Source organism: Aquimarina megaterium XH134, from assembly GCF_000520975.1.
In the GTDB taxonomy this organism is placed as follows: Bacteria; Bacteroidota; Bacteroidia; order Flavobacteriales; family Flavobacteriaceae; genus Aquimarina; species Aquimarina megaterium.
Genome location: NZ_JACB01000066.1, coordinates 1 through 20501, shown reverse-complemented (window position 1 = coordinate 20501; position 20501 = coordinate 1). Strand labels below are relative to the sequence as shown.

The window sequence follows — 20501 nt, the reverse complement described above, 5'->3', positions numbered from 1 at the left end:
ACCAAAAACAATAAAAAATGAATTATCAAGTAAACGAAAAAGGATATTACGGAGATTTTGGAGGAGCATATATACCCGAAATGCTTTATCCTAATGTCGAAGAATTACGAACTACCTATCTCGATATTATGAACGAACCTTCTTTCAAAAAAGAGTTTGATCAATTATTAAGAGACTACGTGGGGAGGCCTTCTCCTTTGTATTTTGCTAAACGTCTTTCAGAAAAACACAATACCAAAGTATACCTTAAACGCGAAGATCTAAACCATACTGGTGCACATAAAGTAAATAATACGATTGGGCAAATTCTTGTAGCAAAACGATTAGGTAAAAACAGAATCATTGCAGAAACAGGTGCAGGACAACACGGGGTAGCTACAGCAACAGTATGTGCCCTTATGGGTATCAAATGTATTGTCTATATGGGTGAGATTGATATCAAACGACAAGCACCCAATGTAGCCCGAATGAAAATGCTTGGTGCAGAGGTAAGACCAGCCAAATCAGGAAGTAAGACCCTTAAAGATGCTACCAATGAAGCAATACGAGATTGGATCAATAACCCTGTAGACACACATTATATTATTGGTTCTGCAATAGGACCTCATCCTTACCCAGATATGGTAACACGATTTCAATCTATAATTTCAGAAGAAATCAAGTGGCAGCTAAAGGAAAAAGAAGGTAGAGAGCATCCTGATTATGTAGTAGCATGTATTGGTGGTGGTAGTAATGCTGCGGGTACATATTATCATTTTTTAGAAGAACCCAGTGTTGGAATCATTGCAGTAGAAGCTGCCGGAAAAGGAGTACATAGTGGCGAAAGTGCAGCTACCTCGCAATTAGGAAAAGAAGGAATTATTCACGGGTGCAAAACCTTGCTAATGCAAACTCAAGATGGGCAAATTACAGAGCCTTATTCTATTTCTGCAGGGCTGGATTATCCTGGTGTTGGACCATTACATTCTCATATATATAAAACCGCACGCGGAGAGTTTTATTCTGTAACCGATGATGATGCCATGGCTGCCGGATTAGAACTATCACAATTAGAAGGAATTATTCCTGCAATAGAATCCTCACATGCCCTGGCCATTTTTAATGATAAAAAATTTAGACCCGAAGATATTGTTGTCATAAGCCTTTCTGGTCGTGGTGACAAAGATCTTGACACCTACATAGACTATTTTAAATTATAACAATTCAGTAGTAAGTATATTGTAATGGGCACTAATTATTCGCTGCTCAACACTAAATACTCAATACTAAATACTAAAAAATGAACAGAATAAACACAGCACTAGAGCAAGATAAAAAATTACTATCTATATATTTTACAGCTGGATATCCATCACTAAATGATACCACAAAAATCATACAAGATCTAGAACATCATGGAGTAGATATGATCGAAATCGGATTACCTTTTAGTGATCCTTTGGCAGATGGGCCAACAATACAAGAGAGTTCGACCACAGCTCTTAAGAATGGGATGACCACTAACATTCTTTTTGAACAACTAAAAGACATTCGTAAATCGGTTAACATTCCTTTAATCATTATGGGATATTTTAATCCTATGATGCAGTATGGCATAGAAGTTTTTTGTGCTAAATGCCAGGAGATTGGTATAGACGGATTGATTATTCCCGACCTACCAGTTAATGAATACCACGAACATTATCAGGAAACTTTTGAGAAATATGGCTTGATCAATGTGTTTCTAATTACTCCGCAAACTTCGGATGAGCGTATTCGATTTATAGATGATGTATCTAATGGGTTTATCTATATGGTAAGTTCTGCCAGTACAACTGGAGCCAAAAGTACATTTGGTGATACACAACAGCAGTATTTTGAACGTATCTCAGCTTTAGATCTTAAAAACCCGCAAATCGTTGGTTTTGGAATCAGTAACAATGAAACATTTACACAGGCGACCAAAACAGCTAAAGGTGCGATCATTGGCTCTGCTTTTATAAAACATTTAACTCATAACAGAACAGATAACATCGGTGACTTTGTAAAAAGCATTCGGTGATTTTGTATCTTTCGATTTATAAGTAAAGCATAAGAGTTTTTATCTTTCTAATCAAAAGATTAAAGTTCTAAGTGCAAACATAGCAGTACATGGGATTATCTCTATGTTGTAAATAATCAAATAAACCGATAGATACTAGGATGTTAAAACGAGGGTTTAAAATATTACTTGCATTAATAGTAATTATCGCAATTGGAGGAGGGTACCTTTATTTTCGTTTACACAATACTATAGAGAACGTTCTTGAAGCACAAAACAATTGGCGTAGTGAAGTTCTCGAGTTTCCATTAATATTTGCTGGAGATATAGAATATGAAGGTGAAGAACATATTCGATTTGCACCGGGGTGGGGTGAAAAAGATAGTGAGGATTATTTTTCATATGTTTTTTTGTGGATGATTAATGAAAATCCGAGTTTAACCGCTTCGGATTTGGAAAATATAGTGAATATATACTTCGATGGGCTTATGAATACTGGAGCAATCACTAATTTTAATTTCTTTAAAAAAATTCCTAAAACTCAATCTTCCTTTCATCAGACTGATAAAAACACATTTGAAGGTTCAGTAGAATTGTATGATGAATTTTTTAAAAAAGGAATAATTGTTCTGAATGCTAAAATTAAAAGTGAATACTGTCCAGCACAAGAGAAATATTTAATTTGGTTTTATTTATCTCCCCAAGAAAAGAGTCATCAGATTTGGGATCAATTCACAAAAGTACATTTAAATATTAAGTGCCGTTAAATTAGAACTATTTATATAACCTATGTGATATACAACTTATAAGAGCTAATCTATGATTACAAAACATCGCTTACTTTCTCTATTGCTTTTCATATTTTTTGTTCAATTTAATTTTGGGCAAGCCGATTTTAAAGATCAATTGTCTAATGCTGCCTTAGCATTAACTAAAAACAAAGTTACATACGACCCTGCTTATTTCTCTATCGACTATCCAAATGGTGATGTCCCCAACGATAAAGGAGTATGTACCGATGTAGTAATTAGAACCTACAGAGCTTTAGATATTGATTTACAGAAAGAAGTACATGAAGATATGCGTGTTAATTTTGGGCTATATCCCAAAAACTGGGGATTGTCTAAGACCGATAAAAATATTGATCATAGAAGGGTTCCTAATCTAATGAAGTTTTTCTCAAGATTTGGAAAAACAAAACCAATAACTAATAACCCAAAAGATTATACTCCTGGTGATATTGTATGTTGGAGTCTGGGAGGAGGGCTAACCCATATTGGCTTGGTAGTAAACAAAAAATCTAGTGATCAACAGCGTTATTTAATCGTTCATAACATTGGTGGCGGACAAGTAGTAGCAGATTGTCTATTTGATTATAAGATTATTGGGCATTATCAGTATGAGAAATGAAACATCTTTATTCCTTGTCCTTGCTATGAGGATCTTTTTTTATTTCAGAATCTAGGTTTTCTTTCTCTTCGCCTTTTAAGTAATTAGGCAATTGCATCCCTGCCATATTAAACATTTCTTGTAAAGGTGGTACTGCTTTATACATCCCTGAAATAAAATTGGAAGTCGAAGTTTTGCCATCTTCTCCATTACCATTTTCCCAGACCGTAATTTTATCTATTTTAATATTTTTAATTGCTTCTGCTTGTGTTTTAACTAACTCAGGTAATTTATCCGCTATCAATAATAACACTGCTTCTTTAGGGTCATTTCCTGCAGCTTTTACAATACGATCTAACCCTTCTGCTTGTTTAGTTAAAATTTCATACATCCCTTTTGCTTCAGCTTCTTTTTTCATAAAAATTGCATCTGCTTCTCCTTTTGCAATTCGTCTAATTTGTTCTGCTTCCGCCTCTGCATCAATTTCAATTTTTTTCTTATCAATTTGTGCAGGGACAATAATATCTGCGCCTTGCTCTGCTTCTTTACGTTTTGCTCTAGCATCTTCAGCTATTTTCTCAGCTGCATAGGCTTCTTCTAATGCTTTTGCAGATTGTACTTTTTCTGAAGCATTAGCTATTCTCTCTGCCTCTGCTTCACGAGCTCTCCTATCTGCATCAGAATTAGCAACCTGAATCTTTGCTGTATTTTCACCTTCAACCGCTTTTGCATTTGCTGCAGCAACTTGAACTCTTTGATCTTGAAGAGCTTCTGCTTGCCCTATTGCCCCATCTCTATCTTTTTGAGCTACAGAAATAATAGCATCATTAATAGCTTTTGCTGCGGCTTCTTTTCCTAAAGCTTCGATATATCCAGACTCGTCATGTATATCTGTAATATTTACATTAATTAGTTTTAAACCTACTTTCTTTAATTCGGCTTCAACACTATGAGTAATATGTGATAAGAACTTATCTCTATCTGTATTAATTTCTTCAATATCCATTGATGCAACAACCAATCGTAGCTGACCAAAAATAATTTCTTGCGCTAATTCTTGAACAGCATCTAAGCTTAGTCCTAATAAACGTTCTGCTGCATTTTGCATTATAGTAGGTTCTGTAGAAATACCAATAGTAAATCTAGAAGGTACATTTACACGGATATTTTGTTTACTCAATGCATTAATCAGATTTACTTCTATCGAAATCGGAGTTAAATCCAAGAACGAATAATCCTGAATTATAGGCCATATAAATGCTGCTCCTCCATGAATACACTTAGAAGAACTTTCCCCGCCAGTTTTTCCATAAACCACCAACACTTTATCAGAAGGACAACGCTTGTACCTTCTGAACATAGAGAACATAAAAACAACAAAAATTAATATAACTGCTGCCACCAAATATATTCCAGTAACTCCAGTTCCAGCAAATAATGAAAATATATTCATTCGTATTTTATTTAAAATTTTTAGTTAGATAATTTTTCGACCAATAGTAATTCTGAGCCTATAATTTCAACAACTTTTACTATAGTAGAAGTGCTCAAAATTTCTTCAGAATCTGTTACTGCTTCTAGTTCTCGTAAACTACCTTGTACTTTAATCTGAATTTTTCCTATACTAGATCGATTTGCTCCAATTGGTAAATATACTTCGCCAATTGCTCCAATAGCATTTTTAATTTTCAATGTACCAGATTCAGCCATTTTATGCATCCAGAAAAACAAAAGAGAGGTTAATATCATCATTAGTAATCCTGCAAAAGAAGAAATAAAGATTGTAACAATAGTAGATAATTCGTTATCAATACATAAAATACCTGTCCAACCAAAAATGGTAAAAAAAGCAATTACATTTTTAAATGTGAAAAATTGAAAACCTACACCTCCATCATCTGCATCAACATCAGAAATATCTGCTTCCATATCCACATCACTAGCACCGATAAAGGTTAAAGCAAAAATAATCAGGAATATAATAGAACCTAATATGGCTATAATCCAATATGCTTGCTCGAAGGTTGACATACCTTCAAAAAATTCGTTCATAGATTTCAGAATTAACAGGCATAAATCTACTAAAAAAAATCAAGATTTAGTTAGGATAAAAATATTAGGGATGTTAATTTATGAATCCAATCTGTATAAACAAATAAGAAGACTAAAAAACGAAGTAATGTTAGGTTTCAAACTTCTCTATAGTTAAAATTAGATAATGAATACATAATAAACATACGCTTCATTTTTCATTTCTAAATCAGTCTATCATTTATATTCATATACCCCTATTAAGAGTGCATGATCTGATATGTTATAATATTCTTTTTTCAGAAAAATCGGTCTAATCGCTTTGGCACCCCATATTTGATCTATTTCGAATAAAGGAATACCATATGGCCAGGTTGCTGTGAATCCTTTCGACATCTTATGAAAACTATTCAGGTTATTTTTAAAATCACCAAAATGTACACTTTCATAAGGTGTATTAAAGTCTCCTATAATAAAAGACGGATTATTTTTTATAGAGAATTCATAGATCGTATGTAATGCCGATTTTCTATTCGTAAAAGGTACTGCATTAACATCTGCAACCAGTATTGATGTTTTATGATTTGCAAGAGTAACAGTAATATAATTAAACTTAAAACTCTCATCTTTGCAGTGATACCGGATATCATCTATCTCTCCTTTTATTGCCAGTACCATCCCACCTTTCAGTTTTTGTATACTGTATGATGGAAATGTCTCCTTAAATCGCATTATATCCTTATCGGTCAATTCCTCTGCTTCGACCAATCCTATAAAAGACGGTTTTTGTTCCTTTGTTTTTTTGATAATAATATCCATCGATCGCTTTCCTTTTCTTGCGATATTCCAAAACAATATGCTATTGCTTTTATCAGAAAGTTCTGGTGGGGATTGCATCCTATAGTAGCCCATATACCAATACAACGATACACATAAAAAACACCCGATTAAGGAATACAATATCTTTTTCTCTTTAAAAAACAATACACATAGCACTAAATTTCCGATCAGTAGAAATAACACTGGGAATGCATAGTAAATTATATTGATAGGATATATAGTATCCCTAAGAACGAAATGAATAAAAATAAGTATACCATAAAGTATAAGAAGAAACTTTCTTTTCGAAATACGATACTGGTGTTTTACTGTTTTTCGAAATGAACTCATCCTTACTTTTTTGATTCGCTCGAAAATAGTTTTTTTTATCGAAGTAGTTTCAAGATGCAATAGATTTTCTAATGTATGATCCTGCTTAAACCACTTCACTCAAAAAAATATTATTTTTCATAGCTGTTGTGCATTTAGGAAAATTATTACGAAAAAAGCGTCAATTCGAGTGTTTTGTAGTAATGAAATGGAGACAAAATGTATCGAGAATAGCTTTTTTAAGCTAAAATCCTATTCTCGATACACTTCTCCTAAAGTCGAATCACTCGAATTGACGGATTATAGTTAAAAAAACATCTAAATGCACAACAGGTTTTTTCATTTCTATTTCTAAATCCTTACATTAGTAATTCACACTTAATCAATTATTTAATCTAAAATTTAATATATGGGCAAAGGAGATAAAAAAACACGTCGTGGTAAAATCGTTATGGGAACGTATGGAAGATTAAGACGTCGTAAAAAATCAACTGCTATAACAGCAGCGGCAAAACCTAAATCACCCCCAAAACCTAAAACAGAAGCTAAAACCGAACCCGCGCCAAAAGCTGAGGTAAAAACAAAAACCGAGACAAAGACCGAGGCAACACCAAAAGCCAAACCAGCAGCAAAGAAAACTACAAAGAAGAAAACCGAGGAAGAATCTGAATAAGTTTTAAACCCGGATTAAAAATATTTTTGATATTGCATCACCCTAAAATCAATAGTATTGAATTTAGGGTTTGCTTTTTTTAATGCCTTATATTCCTGTAAACTTCCTATAGATCGATTAGCAGCTCCCGATGGCGCGGTAAGAGATACTGTATTGATGATTCTACCTTCTATACTAAATCGATGTATTCTTGGGATATCGTTTGATACCAATTCTAATTTGAGATCATATCCTTTTAGGTGTCTTCTAAAAAAATATTCGGGGCCATTTTTACTATTGCCCCCTGTAAAAAGTAATGTATCTATTTGTGGATATTGTTTTAAATATGATATGATATCCCTAAGTGTACTATTTTGCATTCCTAAATCTGATGCATCGATCTTTTCTCGCTCACAACTATGCACAATATCACAAACTCCTATTCCTCTAGAGATTAAGAAATCTTTTCTTTGATCTATTGCTTTTTGGGTGGTCTCAAACTTTAAACCCAAATCAAATATGCTATCCAAAACAGGCCATAACAAACCACTTATACTACCATAACAGAAATTAACATCTCCTTTTTTTAATTGTCCCGTAGTAAACCTTGGTGGCGGTAATGTTCCTATAATTAGTTTGGTAGCTCCTTTAGGAAAAAACGGTTCGTATGGGTGCGTATGTAGAAACAAATGAATTACGAATTAATGAATCACGAAGGTAGTAGTATTATTTAAAAAAGTAAAAGAAGAAGTTTATCCCATTATTCAAACACCTATAACTTCTCGATTCTTGACTTCAAAAAAAGCTATTATTTTTTTCTCAGTCCCGAAAAATGAAACTGGCGCGCTTTAATATTGCACTATAAAATAATTACAAATTAAAACAAGAAATTCATTTCCAGTTCTTTACCTATAAATGTATAATTCCTTAACAAAAAAATAACCAAAAACAGCTGGAAAGATCTCGTTTGAGACACTGATTTTTGTAGGTTTTTACTGTAGGTTTGCTGCCGAAAAAATTAAGTTAGTCACTAAATATTTACTTTTATTATGAAGCACCTTTTTATTGCTTTCTTACTGGTACTATCCAGTACGTATGCCCAGGAGTTTACTCCGGATTACATTTCACATCATTCTAAGTATACTCCCGTTACGCCCAATGCGAGTAGTTTTTTAATTTATGGTAATACTCCGGTAAATCACGCTACGGGTGTCCCCCAGATCAGTATCCCGTTATATACTATTGAGGAGGATGGGGTTTCTATTCCTATTTCTCTGTCTTATCATGCTTCTGGGGTTAAGGTCGATGATCTGGCCAGTGTTGTTGGACTGAAATGGACATTGAATGCCGGTGGAGGAATATTTAGACAAGTAAATGACAAGATCGACGAAGAGGGATGGTTAGTTCCTTCCAAACGTGGTATTGTTAATAATGAATGGTTAAGTCAAAATGATATTAATCACTACCAAACTCAAAACAACATTGCTAATTCTGATCTTCATGAAGATTACCACCCAGATGATTTCAGTTTTAGCTTTATAGGATATTCAGGCAATTTTATATTTGATAAGAACGGCAATGTAGCAGATGATTTTAAGGATGATTTATACATCAACACCCTTCCATTGGCTAACAATCATTTTAGTTTTTTGTCAAAGGATAGTCGAGGAAATACTTATTATTTTGATAATGCCAAGGAATGGAATATAGCACATACTTCTAGTGTTATGGGAAGTTCGCTTAGTGAAGTCACTCGTTCTAGTAGTGTGTCGGGTTGGATGTTAGATCGTATCATTACCAAAAACAATGCACAAATTAACTTTACTTATACTCCTTATACATTTCAATATACCATTACGGGGTTATCCCAAAGCTTGATCAATGCACCAGGTTGTGGAACAGAAGCTATTCAAACATGTGGATGTATAGGCTCTGATATAGGTCCTGTTGTTCGTCGTGTAACCCAATCTACCACCACAGCAACCTACACCCCAACCAATCAATTAGTAAATACTATAGAGACCAATAATGTTCTAGTTACTTTTAATTATGTAGAAGATACTGCTCTATCTACCTGGAAGAAGAAGCTGACTTCGGTTACTATTTTTGATAAGATCAAAAACAAAACCAAATCTTTTGTATTTACCTATGATACTTTTGAAGGTGATCCCAGATTACGATTAGATCAACTACAGGAGATTGGTTTTGACGGAATATCAAAACCAGCTTACAAGTTTTATTATGAATCTGGAAAACTTCCTCAAAAAGGTAGTAAAGCTAAAGACTATGCAGGGTATTATAATGGTAAGACAAATAATCAAACTTTAGTTCCATTTTCAATACAGGCCTTTAATACTTTTAATAATAGTGATCGTCAAAAACTCGCTAATCGTAGAGAAGATTTGTCTTACCTCAAAATAGGAACGTTAAATAAGATTGTATATCCTACAGGAGGGTCTACGACATTTACATATGACTCAAATTCTGCTCCTACCACAGCAATAAGTGATAAGAGATATGTGCCAAAAAAAATTACACTGTTACCCTTCAACGAAGAGTTTATATCAGGAGGTTATAAAGTGTTCAGAGTTCCATTTACGATAGAAAAAAACATAAGTGAGTTAACAGGGACACTAGTGAGCTATTCAGCATCCTCTACAATTTGCGATTTTGATGCTCAGCAACCCAGTATTGATTGCTCAAGGTTTAACATCTACCCAAAACAAAGTGATGGTAGTCTGGGAACACCTATATTTTCTCCTTTTAAAGTGATTGGAGCAGAAGGAAGTAAAAATCTTTTTAAAGGGGATTATGTTTTAGAACTTAAAGTTAAAGAATCAGAACTCACAGCTAATCCTAATGCGCTAATTTCGGTAGATTTAAGTTGGTATCAGGAAGAATCTGTTGAGCAAGGAACCCAAACCATATACACCGGCGGATTGCGCGTTAATGAGATTACAGATAAAGATATTGATAATAATCCTGTAAAAACGACCAGGTATACTTATGAAAAACTTACTGGATATGATTTTCATGGCGCAACATACCAAAAAACATACGGTCAGCTTGGTACTCGACAAGTGTTTTCTTCTGATAATATTTGGTTAAATCCTGAACTAATCAAGACCGGAAATTTTTATAAAAAAATAACAATAGAACAAATTGGTCATCAAGAAACAATAAAAACAATAGAAGAATATAAAGAGACTTTTAAACAAAAAACCTATGCTCCTATAATGACCAAACAGGTATATTATCAAGGTGATAATAAAGTTAGAACTACTATTCTTGATTATGAGAACACAGTAGAGTCTCATTTAAAATTCAATGTGCTTGCTGATAAAGATTTGTGCTATAATTATGCTATTCCTAGTCCACAAATCCTGGGATATGGAGGGATTAACGGAGTTAATTACTATCATAGGCGCAATCTGCTAACTCAGAAAACTCAGATCGATTATCATCATAAAACAGGTGAACCCTTTAATGCATCAATTACTCGATACAAATACGAGTATAATGATGATATGCAAGTTACCAAAGAAGAATTGGATGGTAGGTTGTATGCAGAAAATGAACAAGCTATTCTGGATGACAACTATAGTATAGTAACCGATGGGAAACATGCAGAAATTAGATATACCTACCCTGTAGATCACCAGTCTCAAAACAGCACTATCGCTACTTTGTATAATAATCACCAAACCGGCTTACCAATAAGCAAAAAAGTATATGTAAATAATGATCTTATCCAGGGGCAATACATGGATTATGATCCTAAGGGTAATGTGATTGCTACCTATAGACATCATAAAGGACTATCTAGCCATCAATCTGCTGCGGGACATATCCCATCAAATTATGAATTATACCAGGAGTTTAAACTTGAAGCAGGAAAACCGATAGAAGTACAACGCAAAGATGGGGTTCCTACTGCTATCTTATGGGACACCACACATAACTATGTTTTGGCACAACTCATAGGAGTAACCAAAACCGAATTAGATGGAGTGACCGGGGCTGTTAATCTAAAAACAACTACCGATAGTCAACTCAATACGCTGTATAGTAATTTACGAAATACTTTTACTGATGCGCAGATCACCACTTTTGTTCATGATCCGCTAAAAGGAGTTGTAGCAGTTACCGATGCAAGAGGATATACTACCCAATATGATTATGATGGCCTAAGCCGATTGATTTTGGTAAAAGATGAAGATAACCATCTGATCTCAGAGCAAAAGTATCATTATAAAAACCAACAGTAAGTACAACAAAAAATGAAAGATACAACACTAAAATATATAGTATTTCTTGTTACCCTGTTTTGTGGTATACAAGGATATTCGCAAGTACCAATTGGAGGCGGAGACGGTAATAATGCTTACTACTTTGATGGAGATCATGATGGTTATGGAGATCCTTCTAATCGTGTAGTCCGAGCTACACAACCACCAGGTTATGTAACCAATAATCAGGATCTTGATGATAATAATCCTTTGATCACTAATGTTGCTCCCAAATATTTCTATAAAGATGCTGATGGAGACAATTACGGGGTGACCAACATTACAGTGTATCAAAGTGTACGCCCTACCGGATATGTAATTAATTCAGGTGACTGTAATGATAATAATGCTGCATTACACCCCAACACGGTATGGTATCATGATAGTGATAAAGATACCTGGGGAAATCCCGGTGTAACCAAAAAGCAATGTAACCAACCTTCTGGATATATTCTTAGAGCAGGAGATCTTAATGATGGTAATGCATTGATCACTAATATTACACCAAAGAATTTCTATCGTGATGCAGACGGGGATACCTTTGGAAACCCTAATATTAAGACATATCGAAGTGTTCAACCTGCAGGTTATGTTACCGATAGCGGGGATTGCGCAGATAATAATCCTGCTATTCATCCCAATACCATATGGTATCGCGATGGCGATGGCGATGGTTGGGGAAGCGATCAGGGAATAGGGGCTATCGGTGATAACACCCCTCCTACACTAAAACAATGTATACAACCTATCGGGTACGCTATTAAAAAAGGAGATCTTAATGATGGTAATAACTTGATTACCGATATCCCTCCAAAGAACTTCTATCTGGATGCAGATGGGGATACTTTTGGAAATTATAGTACAAAAACCTATCGTAGTTATCCTCCCAATGATGGCAATACCTATGTTCTTATCGCTGATGATTGTGACGATACCAAAATAGAAATACACCCCAATACGGTTTGGTATAAAGATGGAGATGGTGATACATATGGAGATCCTAATACTACCAAAACACAATGTATACAGCCTTCAGGATATGTTTTTAATGATAGTGATTATGATGATGGTACTGAATTCATCACCAATATCCCACCCAGATATTTTTATAGGGATACAGAGGGTGATGGTTTTGGAGACCCTAATGATAAAATCTATCATAGTGTACAACCCGATGGATATGTTGATAATGCAGATGATCAATGCCCCAATGAATTTGGTAAAAGCCAGGGGTGTTTATTCTCGCCAGAAAATTATATATACACCAAGGTATACCAAAAACCTGTGACTTCTTCTCAATCTACAGATATCATAGCAAATATTGCTTTTTTTGATGGATTAGGTAGATCAAAACAAGAAATAGCGATCAAAGCTTCGCCAGATCAAAAGGATATTGTAACTCATGTAGCATATGATGCATATGGCAGACAGGCAAGGCAGTATCTTCCTTTTGAGCGAAAGGATACGCACCCAGGCAGTTATGAAGATGTAGATGTTACAAATGATATTAATAGTTATTATGCAACTGCTTATGCAGATGATTTTACCGGGGTATCTTTATCCGATATTAATGCATATTCTGAAAGTGTTTATGAAGCCTCTGCACTCAATCGGGTGTTAGAACAGGGAGCACCAGGAAAAGCCTGGAAAGCTAACAAAGAAAGTGATACCGATCACACTATTAAATTTGAGTATAGATCAAACACTACAGCAGAAAATATTGCATATTTTAAGGTGAATTTTGCAAACCCTGGTAATACAGAAGTACCTAACTTAGTAAAAGTTAGGAATTATGTTGCCGGAGAATTATATGTCACCAGTACTAAAGATGAGAACTGGACTCCGACTGATGGGAATCTGCATACCACCAAAGAATATAAAAACAAACAAGGGCAGATCGTATTAAAGCGCACCTATGCTTTGACAAGCTCAGTAATACCTTTGGCAAGCTCGGCAACAGGTTCAAACTCAGCAACAGGGACAACGAGCGTAGTCGAGGCGCATGATACGTATTATGTATATGATAAATATGGGAATCTTACTTATGTGATCCCGCCTAAAGTAACTACAAATAACGGTGTATCAGACAATGAGCTTGCCGAGTTGTGTTATCAATACCACTATGATTACAGAAACCGATTAATCGAAAAAAAGATTCCCGGTAAGGATTGGGAGTATATTGTATATAATAGGTTAGATCAGCCCATTCTTACCCAAGATGCCGGTTTAAGAAGAGGAAACTCTGGAAAACCTTGGGATCAATGGCTATTTACCAAGTATGACGCCTTTGGTAGGGTGATCTATACAGGAAGTATAATAAACAATAGCATAAGAAAAGTATTACAAGGAAGAGCTAACGCTTCGACTGATCCACAGTATGAAACCAAAAGCACTACCCCTATTAGTATTGCAGGAACACCAACATATTATAGCCTGGATGCCTATCCAGATAGAGGGCTGTATAAAGTATATACCATCAATTATTATGATGACTATACTTTTGATATTGCAGGATTGACCAACCCGGGAACAGTATATAACGAAGCTATCACCGATCAAACCAAAACATTACCTACCGGAAGCAAAGTACGGGTGTTAGATACTAATGATTGGATCACCACGGTTACCTATTATGATAAAAAAGCAAGACCTATCTATGTAGCCAGTAAAAATGAATACCTCAATACTACTGATATTATAGCAACCCAATTGGATTTTGTAGGTAAAGTAGAAGAAACTACTACTAGACATAAGAAAGACAATAATACTGAAATTGTTACCATAGATACCTTTACCTATGATCATATGGGTAGGATGCTAACTCAAACCCAAAAGATCGATACCCAAACTCCAGAGGTAATTGTAACGAATACCTATGATGCTTTAGGACAGTTAGAACGTAAACAAACAGGAGGAGGATTACAAGAGGTAGATTATAGCTATAATGTACGGGGTTGGCTTACCAAAATTAACGATCCCGGTACAGCTCTGGGTAACAAGCTTTTTGCTTTTGGTATAAATTATAATACTCCACAACATGGGACTACTGCTTTATATAATGGAAATATTACAGAGACAAAATGGAAAACTGCCAATGATAATATAGAGCGACATTACAAATACAGTTATGATGCTTTAAATCGAATTACCGATGCAAATTATAATAGTCAGGATAATAGTGAGCAGGATTGGTTTAGGGTTTTTGGGATTACCTATGATAAGAACGGTAACCTAAAATCATTAAAAAGACATAAAAAAGGAAGCCTTAATCAAAGTGTAGCCTTAGATTACCTATCCTATACCTATGATACTGGAAATAAACTCTTAACGGTAGAAGAGCAAATCGATGGAGCCAGTGGATTTGAAGATGGTAGCAATACGGGTAATGATTATACCTATGATGCCAATGGTAATATGATCATAGATCAAAACAAAGGGATCACAGGCATTACCTATAATCATTTAAATCTCCCTAAAACAGTAACGGTAAATAATGCTTCTCATAATGGAAATATTACCTATATTTACGACGCCACTGGGGTAAAATTAAAAAAGATTACCACAGAGGGAAGTTCTTTAATTACAGAATACGCTGGGAATTATGTGTATAAGAATGGTACACTAGAATTCTTTAACCATACAGAAGGGATTGTAGAGCATGAAGCTGATGGGTATAAATATGTATACCAGTTTAAAGATCATTTAGGGAATATCAGACTATCATACTCAGACCGCGACAATGATGGGAAAATTGACTTAGAAGGTACAGGGGAAGATCTGGACAATGATAATCGTGTAGAAGAATATGAGGTTGTAGAAGTTAAAGATTACTATCCCTTTGGTATGAGAATCAATTACGGAGCAAGCCATCCTAACTCTAAGGTGAATGGTAGAAAACATAACTATCAGACGTATCAAGGTCAAGAATTTACAGAAGATTTAGGGTTAAATATTCTTGAATGGAAATATCGAATTAGTGATCCTGCTATAGGTAGATTCTGGCAAATTGATCCATTGGCTGAGGACTATAGTTATCAATCACCATACAATTTTTCGGAAAATAGAGTTATTGATGCTGTAGAATTAGAGGGATTAGAGAAAGTACTAGTTGTTGATATTGATGAAAGACCACAAGATAATGGTACTGCTGGAACTACTTATACAGGTGAAATTTATTTTTTAAATGAAGAGACAGGAGATGTAAATGGACCTTATGAAGCAAGTTCGTATCCAAACTCAAAGTCAAATTCTGATAATTCAACAGATTATAATACTTTAAATGAAGGAGAGCACCTATATAATAATGTTAGTGGGCATAGTGGTAGTACAAAAAAAGGATTAAATATCGTTAATGAGAATGGAGACCGTGAAGCAGAAGGTAAGGATCCACAAGGTAATGATGCTGATATGACCCTTGTAAATGTACATGATGGGGCAAGTGATAATGGTAATTATAATAGTAGAGGGTCACAAGGGTGCATAACCTGCAACCCTGATAGTTCAGATGCATTTTGGTCTAATTTTAGTTGGACAGGTTCAAACCCCAACACAGGTAATTCTTCAGGGACTATTAATGTTGTAAGAGGAGACGCAACAACAAGAACAAATGCAGTTAAAGCATTAAAGGGAGAAGGAAGTAGTATTAAGACAAAAAACTTCCATGCTCAAAAAGCAGAACAAAGAAAACAACAACTAAAAGGACACTTTTAATTATGATACAAAAACTAATAATAATTTCTTTTTTATTTATTGTTTCTTGTAAAGACGATGTTAAAGTTAATATTGATCAGGCAAAAGAATCAAAAATTGAGACTCAAGAAATATCATCGATAGAGAGTAACAAGAAATGTGATATAGAAAAAGTAATTTCTTTAAAAGAACAGTTGCCGAATGTTTCTAATGAATCGATTAGAGCATTTTTATCTACAATATCTGCTGATTGTAAGAATAATGTAGAATTTAGCCAATTTTCAAATGAAGTTTTGTTTGAAGTATTAGAAGCAAAACCTATAGACGTTATATTGATTATAGGAAAAGAAAATACAATAGATAAAGATGAAGTTTACAGAATGCTTGAAAGTCCTATTAATGAATCAGTTAATCTAAATAAGCTGATAGCTAATATAGATGAAATTAAAATTCAAAGTACAGAAAAAACAAAATTCTTAGAAGTATTAAAAAAAGCTTTGGATAAATATAATTAATAAAATTGATACCAGATAACTCGGATTGCAATCCGAGTTTGATTAATATTATAAATCCACAGCATTACTGTTGTGGATTTTTTTATTGTGTTATGATGAGTAAGCTTTTTGTGTTTTATAATCACGTAAACACATATCTATAAAGTCATAGATATATTTTTTACGTTCTTCTGATAAGTTAGAAATCCCGTTGGAGGAGTCATGATGGCAAACACTATAAGCAATAGTGTTAATGATAGTATTTATTCTGTTTTAATAAAAGAGGAGACTAAATATATACTAAAAGATGATCGTTTGATAAGTATTCAATCTTGGGAGGAACATTTGTTAAATAGTGTTTTTGCGATTGGTTTTGATGTAGAAGAAAACCCAATTAGAGAATCTATAAAAGGAAAACCAATATTGTCTAAAAAATCAAATAATCATAGGATATCTCCTATTGAAATTAAAGGAGAATGGATGAAAGTAAAACATCAAGATTTTAATACTGAGAAAATAACGGAAGGTTGGATAAAATGGAGGAATGAAAAATGTCTTTTTATAGAAATCTTTTATTTTGCATAGAAAACCCCCGCTGCTCCTAGCGAGTAATTGATCGCTCCCGCTATGCCTCTTGGCTAGTGCGATGATGAGTGAGCGGTAAGAGTAAACAAATACTAAAAACCAGTTACAGTGATGTAGCTGGTTTTTTTATCAGGATTACAATATTTTAGCAAGATAAGTAGGAATTATAAATTTTATAATACATCTGGATTATATTTTGTTAGCTTCGCTATGGTGTATTGTAAATATAGTTAAGTAAGAAATTATTAGAATGACACTATAATACAATATAAAGATTGATGTTTTTTGCGTTATCTAAACTGTAGTGCCACTAGTGAGACGGGAGCGACGGCAAAAACGCAAGGGTTTGAAACAATACAATTTCATGGTATTAGAGATACAGGAGTAAGAAAAGGACAAAGACAATCCACATCAGTCATCAATCTAATAGATTAAATTATGAAAGAACATATAAAATTTATTTCTGAAATATTTATAAATACTGTTGATATTGAAATGGTTAACAGGTATTTTGAAAAGAATAATATATCAGTAAAAGATAGAGTACTTATAATTAAAAAAGTTGTTCCTGTAAACACAGATCAAGCTACGGACATTGTATTACAAAAGTATAAAGGAGAATTATCTGATGAACTTTTGGAAAATTTTTTAAATAATGATAGGGAATAGTTCTTTCATAGGTAATGAGGGTAATGGGTCAAACTGGTGCTTTTGAAAAAAATCATATTTTTAATACTGATTATCCCCCGCTCCCGCTAGCGTCTCGCTAGTGGTGTCAAAGTCCAGATGGAATGGATATTGAACCAGCACTTAATCAATCGGGGACTATTCAAGAAGCTATTGCCCAATGGAAAGCTTACGGTATTACTACGGTTAAGCAAATAAGTTCATTTTCTAGTACTAAGGATATTAATGGTATTAAGGGAAATAATGCTATTAGATATGTTTATACAGAAGATAATGGATGGATAGATTTAGCACATTATGCAGGTGTTCAGGTATATGGTAAATTTTTGATGGATGGTCTTGAATCTGCTAGTGGGAATAAATTACTTCAAAAATATATTTTTGGAGAAACAGCGGATAAAAGTTATTTTTCTTATGAAGATTTACCTTCAAATGAATTTTCATCTCAGGTTGACATTGATGGACTTGAAGGGGATGAACTTTTTGATGCCATTTTAAGTCATTTTGAAAGTGCTGGAGCTACGGATCCACAAGAAGCACCAAATTATGATCAAATACCAAGTGATGATCAAAAAAGATCTCGATTACCAGAGAAAGAAGAAACAGTTTTTGATGATTCTTCTCCATCAAGAACTTCTAAAAAGAGAACACCTGATAAAAGTAAGTTGAAAACGGGAAAATATATACCACAAAACAAAACTTCAAAACCCTATAATTTGGATAATTTTGATCCAGCAAATACAAGTCGTGAAAGAAATAGACATGGTGATGCAGGTCAAGCAGGTGGTGGAGTTTAATCAAATTCAATTAATATAAAATGAACAAATTAATTTTATTATTTACTTTTCTTATAATATTTAGTTCTTGCACTAAAGATGTTTCAGATGTATACACTGAAAATAAAACTGAATTTAATAATATCGCTAGTATTATTAAAAGTAATTCTGAGTATTTTCAAAATGAAGTAAATAGACCTACAATCTTTTATACTTTTGTTTTTACTCAAAATTATGAAGATTTCCTTAAAAGAAATTTGAAAAACAAACGCTTATCTGAAGATGATTTTATTAAGCTAAGAGAATTATTTAAAAAATTATCTATTAAAGAATTCTATCTTTTAGATTCCAAAAATTTTATATTTAAGATAAATCAAGATGATTTTATTTTAAGAAAAAACATGTATTATTTGGGGTATTTGGATAATAATACTCTTTTTATAAACCACAAATCATTTGATGGGTTATATTTAGAAGAACATGAGAAGATTTCGAATAACTGGCATTCATTAGTTTATATGTCTTCCCCAGCTGATTAAGTGGTAATAGGTCAAACCCGATGACCCCTACGGGTATGGGACCAGAGGATTGGGTTGACAAAAATGGTAATCTTGTTTATGACCCAAGTTTAAATGATGGCAAAGGAGGTTTTACTGAACACGCTACGAATACCGATAAAAATATAGCGAGATCGCTAAGACAAACTAAAACCGGAGAAGAACAATTTCAAAAATTAGTGAATTCTGATGCCGAAATACAAATAGAATTGGATTCTAAGTCTGAAATTAAGACCAACCCTAAAAATGGAGAAGTTATAGTGGGAGAAACTCAAAATTATGAATTAGGTCTAGATGCAAAAACTGGTGATATTACTGTTTCGAAATCAAAAATAGTTTTATTTGAAAAAACAATTGATGCCGTTGTAGATGCTACAGAGACTCAAGATATAAAATTTGAAGGAGAGTCAATCAATGGCTTGAATTTTAGTGAAGTTTTAGGTTCTGTAGTAGCTCATGAAATAGAGTACACTACAAATGAAAATGAAAGGACTGCTAGGAAAAATGAAGATACGGAAACTATCCCAAAGCTAATTCAGGTTAAAATGATTAAAGAATTAAAGGAGAATAAAAGGTAATAAAAATGAAAAGTAACATTCTAACAATAATATGTTTATTGTCATTAGTTTTTAGTATTCAAATTAATGCTCAAGATATTGATGGTAAGCCTAATGATAAGATCAAAGAAGAAATCGCTAAGTTTTTAGTATCTAAAAACATTCTTAAAAAGGAAAATGATTTATCTAAATATTATTCATCTATTTACATTTCTAATTTAAATGGTAATCATTCTGAAATTGATAAAGGAATAGGTGTATATATTGCTGGGATTTCTATAAGTCATACTCCTGTTGTTTTGCTTTTAAAAGAAAGAGATAATAATAGTTTTTATGAAATAAATAATTTTAAATCATTATTAACTAATGTTTTGATATTGTTGGAGAAAAAACAAGAATTAAATGATGAAGCGATTATGAATTATATTGAAAATATTTTTAAAGCTTATAAAAATAATTTATCAAAATCTTCTGGCTTTGTAATAATAAAAAAAGATTAAAACCCGATGGTAATAGGTCAAACTGGTGCTTTTGAAAAAAAACATTATAAAGATTGATTATTAAATAAATTATATAAGTAAAAAAGAGTTGTAGAAATGCAGCTCCCCCCGCTCCCGCTAGCGTCT

General features: G+C 33.5%; 19 protein-coding genes. 15 read left to right on the top strand and 4 right to left on the bottom strand.

The features are described 5' to 3' along the window. Window positions 1–17: 17 nt before the first annotated feature. The 4 genes from trpB to Z053_RS0125990 all read left to right on the top strand — a co-directional run bounded on the left by trpB (window position 18) and on the right by Z053_RS0125990 (window position 3430). Entirely contained in the window at window positions 18–1199 is a 1182-nt protein-coding gene (trpB, locus tag Z053_RS0126005; protein ID WP_025667885.1) for a tryptophan synthase subunit beta, read from the top strand. A gap of 80 nt (window positions 1200–1279) precedes the next feature. Beyond that, complete coding sequence (gene trpA / locus Z053_RS0126000; RefSeq protein ID WP_025667884.1) at window positions 1280–2041, top strand: tryptophan synthase subunit alpha; 762 nt, start codon at window positions 1280–1282, stop codon at window positions 2039–2041. Between the two features lie 140 nt (window positions 2042–2181). Beyond that, on the top strand, window positions 2182–2787 hold the full coding sequence (locus Z053_RS0125995; RefSeq protein WP_025667883.1) for a hypothetical protein: 606 nt from the start codon (window positions 2182–2184) through the stop codon (window positions 2785–2787). Between the two features lie 52 nt (window positions 2788–2839). Beyond that, window positions 2840–3430, top strand: a complete 591-nt coding sequence (locus Z053_RS0125990) for a DUF1287 domain-containing protein (RefSeq protein WP_025667882.1) — start codon at window positions 2840–2842, stop codon at window positions 3428–3430. 7 nt (window positions 3431–3437) lie between these two features. On the opposite strand, the gene Z053_RS0125985 is transcribed toward Z053_RS0125990, so the two are convergent. The 3 genes from Z053_RS0125985 to Z053_RS31200 form a co-directional block, all read right to left on the bottom strand. Further along, window positions 3438–4862 carry a flotillin family protein gene (locus Z053_RS0125985; RefSeq protein WP_025667881.1) on the bottom strand — a complete coding sequence of 475 codons (1425 nt, stop codon included), beginning with the start codon at window positions 4860–4862 and terminating at the stop codon, window positions 3438–3440. A gap of 20 nt (window positions 4863–4882) precedes the next feature. Then, a complete protein-coding gene (locus tag Z053_RS0125980; protein ID WP_025667880.1) occupies window positions 4883–5461 on the bottom strand; it encodes a hypothetical protein in 579 nt (192 codons plus the stop codon). A gap of 216 nt (window positions 5462–5677) precedes the next feature. After that, window positions 5678–6337, bottom strand: coding sequence for an endonuclease/exonuclease/phosphatase family protein (locus Z053_RS31200; protein WP_025667879.1), 660 nt, complete (start codon window positions 6335–6337; stop codon window positions 5678–5680). Window positions 6338–6998: 661 nt separating this feature from the next. Between Z053_RS31200 and Z053_RS32105 the strand changes: the two genes are divergently transcribed. Continuing rightward, complete coding sequence (locus tag Z053_RS32105) at window positions 6999–7262, top strand: 30S ribosomal protein THX (RefSeq protein ID WP_025667878.1); 264 nt, start codon at window positions 6999–7001, stop codon at window positions 7260–7262. 14 nt (window positions 7263–7276) lie between these two features. On the opposite strand, the gene Z053_RS0125965 is transcribed toward Z053_RS32105, so the two are convergent. Then, entirely contained in the window at window positions 7277–7930 is a 654-nt protein-coding gene (locus Z053_RS0125965; protein ID WP_025667877.1) for a uracil-DNA glycosylase family protein, read from the bottom strand. Window positions 7931–8290: 360 nt separating this feature from the next. On the opposite strand from Z053_RS0125965, the gene Z053_RS0125960 reads away from it, so the two are divergent. The 10 genes from Z053_RS0125960 (at window position 8291) to Z053_RS0125920 (ending at window position 20375) form a co-directional block, all read left to right on the top strand. Continuing rightward, complete coding sequence (locus Z053_RS0125960; RefSeq protein WP_025667876.1) at window positions 8291–11509, top strand: RHS repeat domain-containing protein; 3219 nt, start codon at window positions 8291–8293, stop codon at window positions 11507–11509. Between the two features lie 12 nt (window positions 11510–11521). Further along, window positions 11522–16240, top strand: coding sequence for a DUF6443 domain-containing protein (locus Z053_RS0125955; protein WP_025667875.1), 4719 nt, complete (start codon window positions 11522–11524; stop codon window positions 16238–16240). Window positions 16241–16242: 2 nt separating this feature from the next. Continuing rightward, window positions 16243–16734: a hypothetical protein gene (locus Z053_RS0125950; protein ID WP_025667874.1), complete on the top strand. Its 492-nt coding sequence runs from the start codon at window positions 16243–16245 to the stop codon at window positions 16732–16734. 201 nt (window positions 16735–16935) lie between these two features. Further along, window positions 16936–17298, top strand: coding sequence for a hypothetical protein (locus tag Z053_RS0125945; RefSeq protein ID WP_035096918.1), 363 nt, complete (start codon window positions 16936–16938; stop codon window positions 17296–17298). A gap of 285 nt (window positions 17299–17583) precedes the next feature. Next, window positions 17584–17733: a hypothetical protein gene (locus Z053_RS31695; RefSeq protein ID WP_160170151.1), complete on the top strand. Its 150-nt coding sequence runs from the start codon at window positions 17584–17586 to the stop codon at window positions 17731–17733. A 3-nt stretch (window positions 17734–17736) separates the two neighbouring features. Next, a complete protein-coding gene (locus Z053_RS0125940) occupies window positions 17737–17967 on the top strand; it encodes a hypothetical protein (protein ID WP_025667872.1) in 231 nt (76 codons plus the stop codon). A 122-nt stretch (window positions 17968–18089) separates the two neighbouring features. Next, a complete protein-coding gene (locus tag Z053_RS0125935; protein WP_025667871.1) occupies window positions 18090–18782 on the top strand; it encodes a hypothetical protein in 693 nt (230 codons plus the stop codon). Between the two features lie 20 nt (window positions 18783–18802). Then, window positions 18803–19300, top strand: a complete 498-nt coding sequence (locus tag Z053_RS0125930; protein ID WP_025667870.1) for a hypothetical protein — start codon at window positions 18803–18805, stop codon at window positions 19298–19300. Between the two features lie 20 nt (window positions 19301–19320). Beyond that, entirely contained in the window at window positions 19321–19896 is a 576-nt protein-coding gene (locus Z053_RS0125925; RefSeq protein ID WP_025667869.1) for a hypothetical protein, read from the top strand. Between the two features lie 5 nt (window positions 19897–19901). Further along, window positions 19902–20375 (top strand): hypothetical protein, encoded by a 474-nt coding sequence (locus Z053_RS0125920; RefSeq protein WP_025667868.1) that lies wholly within the window; start codon window positions 19902–19904, stop codon window positions 20373–20375. The last annotated feature ends 126 nt before the right edge of the window (window positions 20376–20501 follow it).

Coding starts and splice junctions, on each gene's coding strand:
- trpB (WP_025667885.1), top strand. CDS start 18: ATGAATTATCAAGTAAACGAAAAAGGATATTACGGAGATTTTGGAGGA.
- trpA (WP_025667884.1), top strand. CDS start 1,280: ATGAACAGAATAAACACAGCACTAGAGCAAGATAAAAAATTACTATCT.
- Z053_RS0125995 (WP_025667883.1), top strand. CDS start 2,182: ATGTTAAAACGAGGGTTTAAAATATTACTTGCATTAATAGTAATTATC.
- Z053_RS0125990 (WP_025667882.1), top strand. CDS start 2,840: ATGATTACAAAACATCGCTTACTTTCTCTATTGCTTTTCATATTTTTT.
- Z053_RS0125985 (WP_025667881.1), bottom strand. CDS start 4,862: ATGAATATATTTTCATTATTTGCTGGAACTGGAGTTACTGGAATATAT.
- Z053_RS0125980 (WP_025667880.1), bottom strand. CDS start 5,461: ATGAACGAATTTTTTGAAGGTATGTCAACCTTCGAGCAAGCATATTGG.
- Z053_RS31200 (WP_025667879.1), bottom strand. CDS start 6,337: ATGCAATCCCCACCAGAACTTTCTGATAAAAGCAATAGCATATTGTTT.
- Z053_RS32105 (WP_025667878.1), top strand. CDS start 6,999: ATGGGCAAAGGAGATAAAAAAACACGTCGTGGTAAAATCGTTATGGGA.
- Z053_RS0125960 (WP_025667876.1), top strand. CDS start 8,291: ATGAAGCACCTTTTTATTGCTTTCTTACTGGTACTATCCAGTACGTAT.
- Z053_RS0125955 (WP_025667875.1), top strand. CDS start 11,522: ATGAAAGATACAACACTAAAATATATAGTATTTCTTGTTACCCTGTTT.
- Z053_RS0125950 (WP_025667874.1), top strand. CDS start 16,243: ATGATACAAAAACTAATAATAATTTCTTTTTTATTTATTGTTTCTTGT.
- Z053_RS0125945 (WP_035096918.1), top strand. CDS start 16,936: ATGATGGCAAACACTATAAGCAATAGTGTTAATGATAGTATTTATTCT.
- Z053_RS0125940 (WP_025667872.1), top strand. CDS start 17,737: ATGAAAGAACATATAAAATTTATTTCTGAAATATTTATAAATACTGTT.
- Z053_RS0125935 (WP_025667871.1), top strand. CDS start 18,090: ATGGATATTGAACCAGCACTTAATCAATCGGGGACTATTCAAGAAGCT.
- Z053_RS0125930 (WP_025667870.1), top strand. CDS start 18,803: ATGAACAAATTAATTTTATTATTTACTTTTCTTATAATATTTAGTTCT.
- Z053_RS0125925 (WP_025667869.1), top strand. CDS start 19,321: ATGACCCCTACGGGTATGGGACCAGAGGATTGGGTTGACAAAAATGGT.
- Z053_RS0125920 (WP_025667868.1), top strand. CDS start 19,902: ATGAAAAGTAACATTCTAACAATAATATGTTTATTGTCATTAGTTTTT.